The organism is Salipiger mangrovisoli, from assembly GCF_015223355.1.
Lineage (GTDB): Bacteria > Pseudomonadota > Alphaproteobacteria > Rhodobacterales > Rhodobacteraceae > Salipiger > Salipiger mangrovisoli.
Genome location: NZ_JADFFK010000036.1, coordinates 20947 through 33511 on the forward strand (window position 1 = coordinate 20947; position 12565 = coordinate 33511).

Genomic DNA, 12565 nt, shown 5'->3' on the forward strand with positions numbered 1-12565 from the left:
TCGCGGGGGATAACGCCCTGCCCGCCCCCGCCCGAGGAGAACAGCGTGACCATCTCAAGGCTGCTGGTCGTCGACGATGATCCCGAGATGCGCAGCATGATGACCCAGTTCCTGCAAAAGCAGGGCTTCATCGCGCATGGCGCGCAGAACATGGCCGAAATCACCGCGGCCATGGAGACCGGGCGGATCGACCTCATCCTGCTCGATGTCATGCTCGGCGACGAGAGCGGCATCGAGATCTGTGCGCGGCTGCGCCGTGAGCAGGACGTGCCGATCATCATGGTCTCGGCGCTGTCGGCGGACCATCAGCGCATGGCCGGATACGAGGTCGGCGCGGACGATTACATCGCCAAACCGTTCAACCCCGAGCTGATGGTGGCGCAGGTGCGCGCCGTTCTGGCGCGCGCGCGCCGCACCGCCTCGCTGGCCCATCGCCGCCGCACACGCAGCTTCCGCTTTGCCGGATGGCGCTACGACGCCAAGCGCGACGAGGTGACCTCGCCCGAGGGGTTCCAGGTGGTGCTGTCGCGGCGCGAGACGATGCTGTTGCAGGCACTGCTGGCCAACCCCTTCATCCCGCTGACCCGCGAGGAAATCGCCGCGGCGCTCGACGTGACCGGAGAGAGCGGCACCGAGGACGCGCGGGGTCGCGCCATCGACGTTCTGGTCGGACGCCTGCGCTCGAAGATCGAGCGGTCCCCGAAGGACCCGCAGATGCTCCGGACCGAGCGCGGCGTCGGCTACGTGTTTGCGGTGGATGTGACCGCCGAGGAAACATGACCGACGACACGGGTCCGGGCGGGCTCGGCCTGCGCCTTTCGGGCACGCTGCTGATCCTCGCCGCCACGCTCGCAGGGATGGTGATCACCGCCATGTGGAGCCTGTCTCAGACCCACTGGACGGCGCATCTCGACCGGGCCGAACGCGCGGGGGTGCTGATCTACGGCGCGCTGTCCCGCGGGCTTGCCCCGCCCGAAGGCGTCAGCCTCACCCCGCTCGAAGGCACGGATATCGCCCGCGCCGAACGGGGCGAGTTCTCGCAGATCTCGGCGCTGCCGCGGCCCGCATATGTCACGCTCGCGCCAATCCTGCCCGACGGCACGGGAGGCTCCGGGCTGCAACTCGCGGTGATCTCCGATGGTCTGCAATTCCGCGTGGCCGATCTACCCTCGCGTCCGGGCCAGCGCCCCGAGGAAACCCTCGGGCAGCTCACCCGGCTGATGGCGCGCTATTGCAGCCACCCACAGATCATCGCCCGGCCCGACACCGGGGACTGGCAGCGCGTCGAGGCGCCCGAAGTCTGGGGTTGCGAGGCGGCCCCGGCCGACCTGCGCCTGCCTGCCATCGGACTGGCCCTGCTTGCGCTGGCGGTGATCTTCACGCTGGTCACCAACACCGCCGCGCGGTTCACGGATTTCGCCGCCGCGCTTGCCGCGCGCCGCCGTCTTGGCGGGCCGGAGAGCTATGCGGCCGAGGGCCCGACCGAGCTGCGCGCCATTGTCGGCGCGGTGAACACCTACCTCGAGGCCGAACGCGCGCAGCTCGCCAAGCGCGCGGTGGTGCTTTCGGGGGTCAGCCACGACCTCGGCACACCGGCAACGCGGCTGCGGCTGCGCACCGCGCTGATCGAGGACGACACGCTGCGCGCCCGCTTCGAGGCCGATATCGACAAGATGAGCGCGATCATCGAAAGCGCCCTGACCTACACCCGTGCCGAGCTGAACGTCGAGGCCCCGCGGGAGCTGTCGCTCACCGCGCTGGTCGAGGCGCTGGTCGATGACTACCGCGACATGGGCCAGCCGGTGAGCCTTGGCACCGTCGAGCCCGTGGTGCTGCGCGGCGGGCAGTCGCTCTTCACCTCGCGTCGCGGCGCGCAGGTGGTGGGCGGCGCGCATCGGGTGATCGTCACCGCCCGGCCGGTCTCGATCCAGCGGGCCGTCTCGAACCTCGTCGACAATGCCCTGAAGTACGGTCGCCGCGCCGAGCTGCGCCTCGAGGCCACCGCCGAGACCGCCACGATCACCGTCGAAGACGAAAGCGGGATGCGCTCGACCGAAGAGATCGAGGCGCTGATGGCCCCGTTCCGGCGCGGCGCCAACGCCCGCTCGAGCGATGGCATCGGGCTCGGCCTCAGCATCGTGTCGACCATTGCCATGATGCACGACGGTGACCTGCACTTCGAGACCGCGCCCCACGGTCTGCGCGCGGTCTTCACCATCCGGCGCGGCTGATCCCTTCCGACTCCATCGGTTGCACAAACGGGATGCGCGAAAATTTGCCTGCGCGGCCCTGCGCCCTACTCCTTGAAGGGACGCGGTCGCGCGTCGTTCCATCGCACGACCCGCCGTGAAACTGAACGGGAACCTCACATGTCCTATCGAACCGGACTGACCGTCATGATGGTCTCGGCGCTGGTCGCCCTTGGTTGCGGCCTCTACGCCTATTTCGCTCCACTCACCGGTGTGACCGGGGTCTGGGGTCCGCTCGCGGCGGCCTTCGGCGCGCTGTGCCTGCTGCTCGGCGCGGCGCTCATGGTGCGCAGCCGTGCACGCGGCGCGCGCTTTGTCCTGATGGCGCTGATAGCCGTCGGCCTGCTGCTCAGCGCCCTTGCGGCGTTCCTGATGCATCAGTGGGTGATGCTCGCCGCGTTCGCCGTCTGCGCGATCGGCTGGATCGCCGCGCTCTCCGGTCCCGAAGGAGACCTCGCATGACCCGACTGCTCCTGCGCAGCACCGCGCTTCTCGCCCTGCTCGCCGCACCCGCCCTTGCCCAGCAGGCGGACGCGCCTCCGCCGCCCGCGCCAGCCGGGGAACCCGCTCCTGCGGCCGATACCCCGGTCTCGGACACCGCCGCCACACCGACCGAAGTGCAGACGCAGGTTCCGGCGCAGGACGACAGCGAGCCCGAACCCGACGCCGAGACGATCACCGTCGAAGTTCCCGCCGCGCGCCCGTCGTCGGATGCCAAGGTGCCCACCCCCGGAACCGACTGGCCCAGCTTCCACGGGCAGGTGTCGGGCGCCAAATACGCGCCGCTCGATCAGATCACCCCCGACAATGTCGGCGATCTGGAACTGGCCTGGCGGGTCGAGACCGGCGACGTCTCGGACGGCTCGGGCGATCTGCCCGCGACCGTCTGGTCGGCCACACCGATCTACGCCAACGGCATGCTCTACATCGGCACGCCCTTCTACCGGGTGCTGGCGCTCGACCCCTCTAGCGGCGAGGAAATCTGGTCCTTCGACAGCCAGTCCACGCTCGAAGCCCTCACGCAGCCCGCGCTCAAGAACCGCGGTGTCGCCTATTGGGAGGCCTCCGAGCCGCAGGAGGGCGCGGCCTGCCAGAAGATCGTCTACCTCGGCACGATGGACGCGCGGCTCTTTGCCATGGACGCGGACACCGGCAAGCCATGCGAGGATTTCGCCGATGGCGGCGTTCTGGACGTCAACCAGTGGAATACCGTCAACGACCGCTGGCCGCTGTCGCTGCTGCAGCCGCCGACCATCGTCGGCGATCACGTGATCATCGGCTGGGCCGGCAACGACTGGGACTGGGCCGAGGCGCCTCCGGGCTCGGTCTTCTCGGTCAACGCGCGGACCGGCGAACTGGAGTGGACCTTCGACACCATCCCCGAGAGCATCCGCGAAAAGACCGGCACCGCCAACGTCTGGACCGCGATGAGCGCCGACGAGGAGCGCGGCATCGTCTACCTGCCCGTGGCCTCGCCCTCGCCCAACTACTGGGGCGGCAACCGCACCGAGGACATTCCCTATGCCACCTCGACCACCGCGCTCGACGTCGAGACCGGCGAAGTTATCTGGTCGCGGCAATGGGTGCACCATGACATCTGGGATTATGACATCAACTCTGCCCCCACCCTGATGGACATCACCGTGAGCGGCGAGGAAATCCCGGCGCTGATGCAGGCCACCAAGATGGGTTTCCTCTTCGTCGTCAACCGCGAGACCGGAGAGGACATCTGGCCGATCGAAGAACGCCCGGTGCCTCAAGGCACCATCGAGGGCGAGGTCTACGCGCCGACCCAGCCCTTCCCCACCGTGCCAAAGCCGCTGCTTGACCAGACGCGGCTGCCCGACGTGTGGAAGCTGGCCGATCTCGCTGGCTTCGGCGAATGCTCGGACCTGTGGAAGCAGCTGAGCTACGAGGGCATGTACACGCCGCCGACCACCGAGGGCGAAGGCGCGGGCGCCTTCCCGAACTCGGCGGGCGTGGTGCAATGGGGCGGCGTCGGCTTCGATCCCGAGAACCAGATCGCCGTGGTGAACCTGTCCCACGTCGTGCAGTACATCAAGCTCTGGTCGCGCGAGGATTACGAGGCCGCCAACGGCAAAGCCGGTGTCGGCGAAAGCGGCTTCCACCCGCAGACGGGCGCGCCCTACGGCATGTCGCTGAAGACCGCGATGAACCGCTGGGGGATGCCGTGCTGGGAGCCTCCGTTTGGCGAGTTGATGGCGCTCGACATGACCACCGGCGAGACGCTCTGGCGCAAGCCCTTCGGCATGTCCCAGCGCTACGGCTTCTACATGCCCGAAGCCTGGGGCTCTCCCACGATCGGTGGCCCGGCGATCACCGCCGGCGGGCTGATCTTCATCGGCGGCACGATGGACGGCATGGTGCGCGCCTATGACCTGCACAGCGGCAAGGAACTCTGGCACGATCTGACCGAGGCCCCCTCGGTGTCGAACCCGGCGGTCTACGAGCATGACGGGCGCGAGTATGTCGCCTTCATCTCGGGGGGCAACTCGATCCTGAAGCCTTCGGTCGGCGACATGATCTCGGTCTACCGCCTGCCGCTTTGACGCCTGTCCCGCCCGGAGCCGCATCCGGGCGGGACACATCCTGCGGCGAAGCCTCGACCTGCGGCCGAAGCGGATTTCGGCGCGGGCCCCTCCCTTCCGGGGCGGTGATGCCGTGGACCGAAAGCAAGCGCCTTGGCGCCTGCCTTTGGCGCGATGCGCATGGCGGCCACCATTTTTGCCCCGAGTGCCGCATTGCCGGGCTGCGCAGCGGCTGGGGAGAGCGGATCGACCTCTTTGCCCTGCAAACGCGGCGCTATTACGGGCGCTGCGACATGCCCCCCGGCCCCACCTGCTGTGATTTCGGCGCGGCACCGCCGACCGCCGGATCCGCCCGCTGGATGCGAATCCCGGGGCGCGCTATGCTGCACCGCAGAATTTCTCCAATTCCCGGAGGCTTTTTGCATTTCCATGACCAATTCAACGACTGAACCGTCCGACAAGATCATCCTCGACGTGGCGCTGCAGGGCGGTGGCGCGCATGGGGCGTTCACCTGGGGCGTGCTGGACGCATTGCTCGAAGACGAGCGCATCGAGATCGGCGCGCTCTCGGGTGCCAGCGCGGGAGCGATGAACGCCATCGTCGTCGCCTCGGGCATCGCCACCGGCGGCCGCGAGGGCGGGCGGGCGGCATTGCGCCGCTTCTGGACCTCGGTGAACGCCGCCGCGCGCGAAGCAACCCCGGTGTTCCAGATGCTCGAGACCTTCCCCGGCTTCTTCGCCGCCTCCGCCGCCTGGTGGCAGATGGTCAGCGGCGGGCAGGTCACCGTCTCGTCGCGCCCCTGGCAGGGACGCGCCGCGCAGATGGCCCTGCGCGAGCTGATCGCTGCCCAGGTGGATTTCGAAGCGCTGCAACGCGACGACGCGCCCCGCCTCTTCGTGTCGGCCACGAATGCCCGCAGCGGCGGCGCGCGGGTCTTCCGCAATCACGAACTCAGCCCGGATGTCGCCATCGCCTCGGCCTGCCTGCCGATGAGCTTTCCGCCGGTCAGCATAGACGGCGAGGACTACTGGGATGGCGGCTATGCCGCCAACCCTCCGATCGCCGCACTGGTGCGCTTCACCCCGCAGTCCGATCTGCTGCTGGTCACCATCAACCCGGCGCGCCGCGATTTCACCGCCCGCTCGCCCGAGGAGATCACCGAGCGGGTCAGCGAAATGGTCTTCAACCAGGCCCTGCTCACCGAGCTGCGCGGGATCGCCATCATCCAGGACGCACTGATCGACCACATGAAGACCCACGAGGGCGAGAGCGGGTCAGACCTGCTGCGCGACCTGCACGACCTGCGCTTCCACGAGATCCACGACGAGGCGACGCTGACCGGGCTCGATCCGCACACCAAGATGTATCCGGCGCTGGAGATGCTGCTCGAACTGCATCAAAGCGGTCGCGCCGCGGCGAGCCGGTGGCTCGCGGAGAACTTCGACAGCCTCGGCAAGCGTGGCACGGCGAGACTGCGCGAGCGCTATCTGGCGGATATGCTGCACCTGTGACTTCCCGGCCCCAGGCGCACATGTAAGGCTCGACGCCTGCCGCCGCTTCGCGCTAGGCTTTCCGTCAAGCGGCGGCAAAGACCCGCGACGAAAGGGTGGACAGCGGCGCACTCGGTCCAGAGGGCGGGAGATGCGTGGCGGACGGCCCTGCCGGACGGGTCCAGATGATGTGGGTGCGTCCGATGCGTTTTCTTGAAGGCCTTCTGGTCCTGGTCCTGGTCCTGATCACTTTCGTGTTCGGGATGAAGCTGCTGTTCCCCTTGCCCGACCGCGAGTTGGTAGCGGCGCAGCACCGGCTGCCCCCCGACACCGAGGGGGCGCTTGGCAGCGTGATCGTGCCACTCCTCGCCGCACATGATGGCCAGAGCGGCGTGCAGCCGCTGGCCGACGGTCGCGATGCTTTCGCGGCGCGGGTGCTGCTGGCGCGCGCGGCGCAGGTCTCGATCGATGCGCAGTATTACATCTGGCAGGACGATACGACGGGGCTGATCCTGCTCGACGAGCTGCGCGCCGCCGCCGCCCGCGGCGTGCGGGTGCGGCTTCTGGTGGATGACAACGGCATCCCCGGCCTCGACACGCTGCTGGCCGAGCTCGACGCCATGCCAAGCGCCGACGTGCGCATCTTCAACCCGTTCACGCTCCGCGACCCCAAGCTCGTGTCCTACCTTTTCGACTTCACCCGCCTGAACCGGCGGATGCACAACAAGTCGATGACCGTCGACGGGATGGCCACCGTGGTTGGCGGGCGCAACATCGGCGACATCTATTTCGAATACGGCGAAGGGACGCATTACTTCGACGTCGATGCGTTGGCAGTGGGGCCGATCGTCGAGGAAGTCGCCGACTCCTTCGACCGCTACTGGAACAGCGCCTCGGCCTATGACGCCGAGCTGCTGCTGGACGCTGCGCTTACGCCCGCCCTTGCCGAGGCCGGCAAGACGGCGCGCAATTCCTCGCTCGGCAACGGCTACCTGAAGGTCGTGGCCGAGAGCAATCTCGTGTCCGGGCTGAAAGGCGGCGCGCTGGCTCTCGAATGGGGTGATGCGGAACTGCTCGTCGACGATCCGGCCAAGGGTCTCGGCAAGGTGCCCGGCGCAGGCAAGATCGTCGAGCGGCTGTTCGAACTGGTGGATGGCGTCGAAAGCAACCTCGATCTTGTTTCGGCCTATTTCATTCCCGGCGAGCGGGGCACCGAGGCGCTGACCGCGCTGGCCCGCAAGGGGGTCGAGGTGCGGGTGCTGACCAATGCGCTGGAGGCGACCGACGTGATGCCGGTGCACGCCGCCTACATGGGGTACCGAAAGCCGCTCCTCGAAGGCGGGGTGACGCTCTACGAGCTGCGCGCGATGCGCGAGGAACACGTGCGACGGTCGCTGCCCGAGGTGCTCTCGGGCTCGGCCTCGGGGCTGCATGCCAAGGTCTTCGGGATGGACGGCACGCGGGCCTTCATCGGCTCGTTCAACCTGGATCCGCGGTCGGCGCAGATCAACACCGAGATGGGGCTGCTGATCGACAGCCCGTCGATCGCCGCCGCCATCTCCGAGCAGCTCGACACCCCGACCTATGCCTATGACGTCACGCTGGACGACGCGGGCGATCTGGTCTGGACCAACACGCCGCAGGTCGGCCCGCCGCTCGTCTTCCACAGCGAGCCCAACGCCGGGCCGGTCACCCGCGCCCTGACCCATGTGATCAGCTGGCTGCCGGTCGAATGGATGCTCTGAACGGCGGGTTGCGGCGGGCGTGACCTTGCGACATCTTCGGTTCCGAGCGCCCCTGGGGTGCCGCAACGAAGCGACGGAGTCCCGCCATGTCCCAACCCTGCATCATCTGCGTTGCCATCACCGGTTCGCTGCCCACCAAGGCGGACAACCCCGCCGTGCCAACAACCGTGTCCGAGCAGGTCGAGTCGACGCAGGCGGCCTTCGAGGCCGGGGCCACCATCGCCCATTGCCACGTGCGCGACGACGAGGGCAAACCGACCTCTGATCCCGAGCGCTTCGCCGCGTTGAAGGAGGGGATCGAAAAGCACTGCCCCGGCATGATCGTGCAGCTCTCGACCGGCGGCCGTTCGGGCGCGGGCAAGACGCGCGGCGGCATGCTGCCGTTGCGCCCCGACATGGCCTCGCTCTCGGTGGGCTCGAACAACTTCCCGACCCGCGTCTACGAGAACCCGCCGGATCTGGTGGAATGGCTGGCCTCGGAGATGAAGACCTACGGCGTGAAGCCCGAGATCGAGGCGTTTGACCTCTCGCACATCTACCAGGCCAAGGCGATGGCCGACCGCGGCGCGCTGGTCGGCACGCCCTACGTGCAGTTCGTCATGGGAGTGAAGAACTCGATGCCCGCGGTGAAGCGCGTCTTCGACTATTACGTCGAGACGGTGAAGCTGCTTTTCGGCGAGGACGCGCCATGGTGCGCCGCCGGCATCGGGCGGCACCAGATCGAGCTGAACGACTGGGCCGCCGCCGCAGGCGGCCACCTGCGCACCGGGCTCGAGGACAATATCCGCATCGACAGGAACACCCTCGCCCCGTCCAACGCCGCGCTGGTGCAGCGCGCCGTCGAGGTGGCGCAGAAGCATGGCCGCTCCATCGCCACCCCCGCCGAGGCCCGCGCGCTGCTTGGGCTGCGCGCGGCCTGAGCGCTTATTCGGCTGGGCTCGCCTCCGGGCGCAGCCCGCCCGCGGTGCTCTCCTCGCTCACCGGGCCGTGGCCGAATTCCTCGAGCCCCGGCCGCGCGCCGATGCTGATGTGCTCGATGTCCTCGGCGGCAAAGCCGCGGATGATCGAGGGGATCATCATGCTCACCAGGATGAAGATCGGCAGGCCGACCACGGTGATCACCTGCTGCAGCGCGGTCAGCCCCGCCTCGCCCGCCAGCAGGATCAGCATCGCCGCCACGACCCCTTCGGCCGCGCCCCAGAACACCCGCTGGTGCACCGGACCGGGCGTCGCCGTGCCGGTGCAGAGCATGTCCACCACCAGCGAGGCCGAGTCCGAGGAGGTGGCGAAGAAGATCGCCACGATCACCACGGCGAAGCCCTGGATGAAGGTGGTGAAGGGGAAATGCTCGAAGAAGGCGAACATCGCCAGCGGCACGCTGTCGGCCACGGCGCGGCTGAGTTCCCCGGCGCTATCGCCCATCGCCGCGCGCGCGGCAAGGCCAAGACCGTCGAAGTCCATCGCCTGCCAGCCGAAGATGGCGAACCAGATCAGGGTGAAGAGCGAGGGCGCCAGCAGCACGCCGAAGACGAACTCGCGCACCGTCCGCCCGCGCGAGATGCGCGCCACGAAGAGCCCGATGAACGGCGACCAGGTGACGGTCCAGGCCCAGTAGAACACCGTCCAGCTGCCCTGCCAGCCCCAGCCGTCGGTGCTGGGGTTCTCGTTGGCCAGCATGTCGTTCCAGAAGGCCAGCCGCGGCAGGTTCGAGAAATAGAGCCCGAAGGTCTCGACGATGCCGCGCAGCAGGAACAGCGTCGAGCCGCAGACCAGCACGAAGATCATCAGCGCCACCGCCATGGCGATATTGAGGTTCGAGAGCATCTTCACGCCCTTGTCGAGCCCGGCCACGATCGAGCCCACGGCCACCACGGTCAGCACGGTGAGGATCGCCACCTTCACGAAAGCCCCATCGCCGGTGCCGAAGAGCGCGTCGAGCCCCGCGGCGATCTGGCTCGAGCCCAGTCCCAGAGACACCGCCACGCCGAAGAGCGTGCCGAGGATCGAGGCGATGTCGATGGCCTTGCCGACCGGGCCGTGGATGCCCTCGCCCAGCAGCGGGTAGAACACCGAGCTCACCCGCACCGGCAGGTCGTAGCGGTTGATGAAATAGGCAAAGGCCAGCCCCGGCAGGGTGAAGATCGTCCAGGTGTGCAGCCCGAGGTGGTAGATGGCGATCGACATGGCATCGCGCGCCGCCTGCTCGGTATAGGGCTCGACCCCCGGCAGCGGCGGGGTGGAGAAATGGCTGATCGGCTCGGCGACGCCCCAGAACATCAGCACCGTCCCGATGCCGCCGGCAAAGAGCATGGTGAACCAAGACAGGTTGGAATAGACCGGCCGCTCGCCCTTGCGCCCCAGCCGGATGTGCCCGTGCCGCGACATGGCGGCCCAGATCAGGAAGCCCAGCCAGACGTTCACCCCCAGCACGAAGAACCACCCGAGGTTGGTGACGATCCAGCTGCGCCCCACGGCAAAGGCATCGCCTATCGGTTCGGGAAAGATCACGAGGGCCAGCACGAAGACGATCGTGAAACCGGCGGAGATGAAAAAGATCGTCGGATCGGTGCGCAGGCCGAGGCGGCGGGCAAGCTGTTCCAAGGGCTCAAACCTATGTGTTTTTTCGTGTGGGCTCCCTTTCGGAACGGATCACCTCCGGGATGGTTCCGCCTTCGGTTGCATTCCGCCCGCATCCGCCCCCGCGAAAACGCCGGCCCCCGCAGGGACCGGCGCTCATGTCACGCGCCCACCGGAGCCGCTCAGAGGTCGATCAGCACCGTCTTCGTGCGGCGGTTCGCAAGGTAAGCCTCGCGCCCCAGATCCTTGCCGAGGCCGCTGGCCTTCCATCCTCCCGTCGGCAGGATATGGTCCCGCGTCCTTCCGTAGCGGTTGACCCAGACCGTCCCCGCCTCGAGATCGCGCGTCAGCCGCAGCGCCCGCGACAGGTCGCGGGTGAAGAGCCCCGCCGCCAGACCGTAAGTGGGGTGGCTTGCAAGCTGCATCGCCTCCTCCTCGGTCTCGAAGGTCTGGAAAGTGGCGACGGGTCCGAAGATCTCCTCGCGCACCGCCGGGCTGGTCTCGTCGACCCCGCCGATCAGGGTGGGCCGGTAGAAGGCGCCGTCATGCTCGAACCGCCCGCCGCCGCAGATCAGCTCGGCCCCCTGCTCGGTCGCCGCCTGCACGATGCTGTCGATGCGCTGCAGCTGCTTTTCCGAGATGATCGGCGAGAAGCCCGCCTCGGCGCTGTGGGTCTCCGACGGGGTGATCTTGGCAAACCGCTCGGCGAGCTTCGCGGCCAGTGCCTCTGCCACGCTGGCCTCGACGATCATCCGCGAGCCCGCGACGCAGAACTGCCCGGCGTTCGGGATGATGCCGGTGACCAGCGCGTCAGCGGTCACGTCAAGATCGGCATCGGCGAAGACCACCATCGGGCTCTTGCCGCCCAGCTCCAGCGTCATCGGCTTGATGCCGGTGCGGGCGATGTTCTCCATGATCGCCGCCCCCGCGCGGGTCGAGCCGGTGAAGGACACCTTGTCGATGCCGGGATGGCCGGTGATTGCCGCGCCGGTGGTCGGCCCGTCGCCCAGCACCACGTTGAAGAGCCCCGCCGGGATCCCCGCCCGCACCGCCAGCTCGGCGAGGTAGAGCGTCGTGTAGGGCGTCATCTCAGAGGGTTTCAGCACCACCGCATTGCCCGCCGAAAGCGCAGGGCCGAGCTTCCAGGCTGCCATCGAGATCGGGAAGTTCCAGGGCGTGATCGCGCCGATCACGCCATAGGGGTGGTCCGAGATGTAGCCGAACTGGCTGTCCGCCGTCGGCACCAGCGTCCCCGCCTCCTTGTCGGCGAATTCGGCGAAGAACTTGATCTGCTCGGCGGTGACCATCACGTCCCCGGCCAGCGCCGCCGCGTAGGGGCGCGACGAGCAGACCGCCTCGAGCTTCGCCAGCGTCTCGGCTTCCTGCTCGATCAGTTCGGCCCAGGCATAGAGCGCGCGCAGCCGGGCGCGCGGCTGCAGCCCGGCCCAGCCCGAGCTCCGCAGCGCATTGCGGGCGCTCATCACCGCGCGGTCGACCAGCGCGGCGTCGGCGCAGGGAATGGCCCCGAGCACCCGCCCCGTCGACGGCGAGCGCAGCTCCAGCGCCTCCTCGCCAGAAACGTAGTCCCCGCCGATGAAATGCCGGTTGGGCAGCGCGATGCGGTCGGGATCGAAAGCGAATGTCATGGGGGCACCTCCTGCCGGTCGTCCTGCCTGCCCACCGTCGCGCCGGGGCGGCGCGCTGCGGCATTTCTGCCGCCACCGCAGCAGCTTGCGACGGAAGGTCCTGCGCAAGTCTTAGCGGGCGTATTTTTCTCTGGCCAGTGCCGCGAGCGGCGGCGCAGGCTGGTCGGCGCGCCGCACGTGGCGTAAGGCGTAATTTCCGGGCAGCTCGCGACGCTGTCGAGACCCGCCGTAATTCTTCGGCAAATCTTGAAACTGCTTGGGTGATGCCGGAGATAGCAGAATAATCGGGGCGGGCCTAGGGTGCCGCA

At 68.2% G+C, this 12565-nt stretch carries 11 protein-coding genes; 8 read left to right on the forward strand and 3 right to left on the reverse strand.

Annotation, left to right across the window (positions count from 1 at the left end; all coding sequences use genetic code 11):
• Positions 1-45: 45 nt before the first annotated feature.
• The 8 genes from IQ782_RS27155 to IQ782_RS27190 all read left to right on the forward strand — a co-directional run bounded on the left by IQ782_RS27155 (position 46) and on the right by IQ782_RS27190 (position 8954).
• Positions 46-780 (forward strand): response regulator, encoded by a 735-nt coding sequence (locus tag IQ782_RS27155; RefSeq protein ID WP_194137815.1) that lies wholly within the window; start codon positions 46-48, stop codon positions 778-780.
• Positions 777-2231, forward strand: a complete 1455-nt coding sequence (locus tag IQ782_RS27160) for a sensor histidine kinase (RefSeq protein WP_194137816.1) — start codon at positions 777-779, stop codon at positions 2229-2231. Before IQ782_RS27155 ends, IQ782_RS27160 begins: the two co-directional genes overlap by 4 nt.
• Positions 2232-2369: 138 nt before the next feature.
• Positions 2370-2711, forward strand: a complete 342-nt coding sequence (locus IQ782_RS27165) for a hypothetical protein (protein ID WP_240989616.1) — start codon at positions 2370-2372, stop codon at positions 2709-2711.
• Positions 2708-4819 (forward strand): pyrroloquinoline quinone-dependent dehydrogenase, encoded by a 2112-nt coding sequence (locus IQ782_RS27170; RefSeq protein ID WP_194137817.1) that lies wholly within the window; start codon positions 2708-2710, stop codon positions 4817-4819. Before IQ782_RS27165 ends, IQ782_RS27170 begins: the two co-directional genes overlap by 4 nt.
• Before the next feature lie 107 nt (positions 4820-4926).
• Positions 4927-5247, forward strand: coding sequence for a hypothetical protein (locus IQ782_RS27175; RefSeq protein ID WP_194137818.1), 321 nt, complete (start codon positions 4927-4929; stop codon positions 5245-5247).
• Entirely contained in the window at positions 5228-6310 is a 1083-nt protein-coding gene (locus IQ782_RS27180) for a patatin-like phospholipase family protein (RefSeq protein ID WP_194137819.1), read from the forward strand. Before IQ782_RS27175 ends, IQ782_RS27180 begins: the two co-directional genes overlap by 20 nt.
• Positions 6311-6492: 182 nt before the next feature.
• Positions 6493-8034 carry a phospholipase D family protein gene (locus IQ782_RS27185; RefSeq protein ID WP_240989617.1) on the forward strand — a complete coding sequence of 514 codons (1542 nt, stop codon included), beginning with the start codon at positions 6493-6495 and terminating at the stop codon, positions 8032-8034.
• 86 nt (positions 8035-8120) lie between these two features.
• Positions 8121-8954: a 3-oxoadipate:acetyl-CoA acetyltransferase gene (locus tag IQ782_RS27190; protein ID WP_194137820.1), complete on the forward strand. Its 834-nt coding sequence runs from the start codon at positions 8121-8123 to the stop codon at positions 8952-8954.
• A 4-nt stretch (positions 8955-8958) separates the two neighbouring features.
• Here the strand turns inward: IQ782_RS27190 and IQ782_RS27195 are convergent, their stop codons facing one another.
• The 3 genes from IQ782_RS27195 to IQ782_RS30050 form a co-directional block, all read right to left on the reverse strand.
• Positions 8959-10635 (reverse strand): BCCT family transporter, encoded by a 1677-nt coding sequence (locus IQ782_RS27195; protein ID WP_194137821.1) that lies wholly within the window; start codon positions 10633-10635, stop codon positions 8959-8961.
• A 158-nt stretch (positions 10636-10793) separates the two neighbouring features.
• Entirely contained in the window at positions 10794-12257 is a 1464-nt protein-coding gene (locus IQ782_RS27200; RefSeq protein ID WP_194137822.1) for an aldehyde dehydrogenase family protein, read from the reverse strand.
• A gap of 111 nt (positions 12258-12368) precedes the next feature.
• Positions 12369-12565, reverse strand: a 197-nt coding sequence (locus IQ782_RS30050; RefSeq protein WP_240989618.1) for a hypothetical protein, incomplete at its 5' end; no start/stop codon positions are given.

Bases quoted from the DNA above. Each gene is read 5' to 3' on its own strand.
- IQ782_RS27190 (WP_194137820.1), top strand. From the start codon at position 8,121: ATGTCCCAACCCTGCATCATCTGCGTTGCCATCACCGGTTCGCTGCCC.
- IQ782_RS27200 (WP_194137822.1), bottom strand. From the start codon at position 12,257: ATGACATTCGCTTTCGATCCCGACCGCATCGCGCTGCCCAACCGGCAT.
- IQ782_RS27180 (WP_194137819.1), top strand. From the start codon at position 5,228: ATGACCAATTCAACGACTGAACCGTCCGACAAGATCATCCTCGACGTG.
- IQ782_RS27170 (WP_194137817.1), top strand. From the start codon at position 2,708: ATGACCCGACTGCTCCTGCGCAGCACCGCGCTTCTCGCCCTGCTCGCC.
- IQ782_RS27160 (WP_194137816.1), top strand. From the start codon at position 777: ATGACCGACGACACGGGTCCGGGCGGGCTCGGCCTGCGCCTTTCGGGC.
- IQ782_RS27185 (WP_240989617.1), top strand. From the start codon at position 6,493: ATGCGTTTTCTTGAAGGCCTTCTGGTCCTGGTCCTGGTCCTGATCACT.
- IQ782_RS27175 (WP_194137818.1), top strand. From the start codon at position 4,927: ATGCCGTGGACCGAAAGCAAGCGCCTTGGCGCCTGCCTTTGGCGCGAT.
- IQ782_RS27165 (WP_240989616.1), top strand. From the start codon at position 2,370: ATGTCCTATCGAACCGGACTGACCGTCATGATGGTCTCGGCGCTGGTC.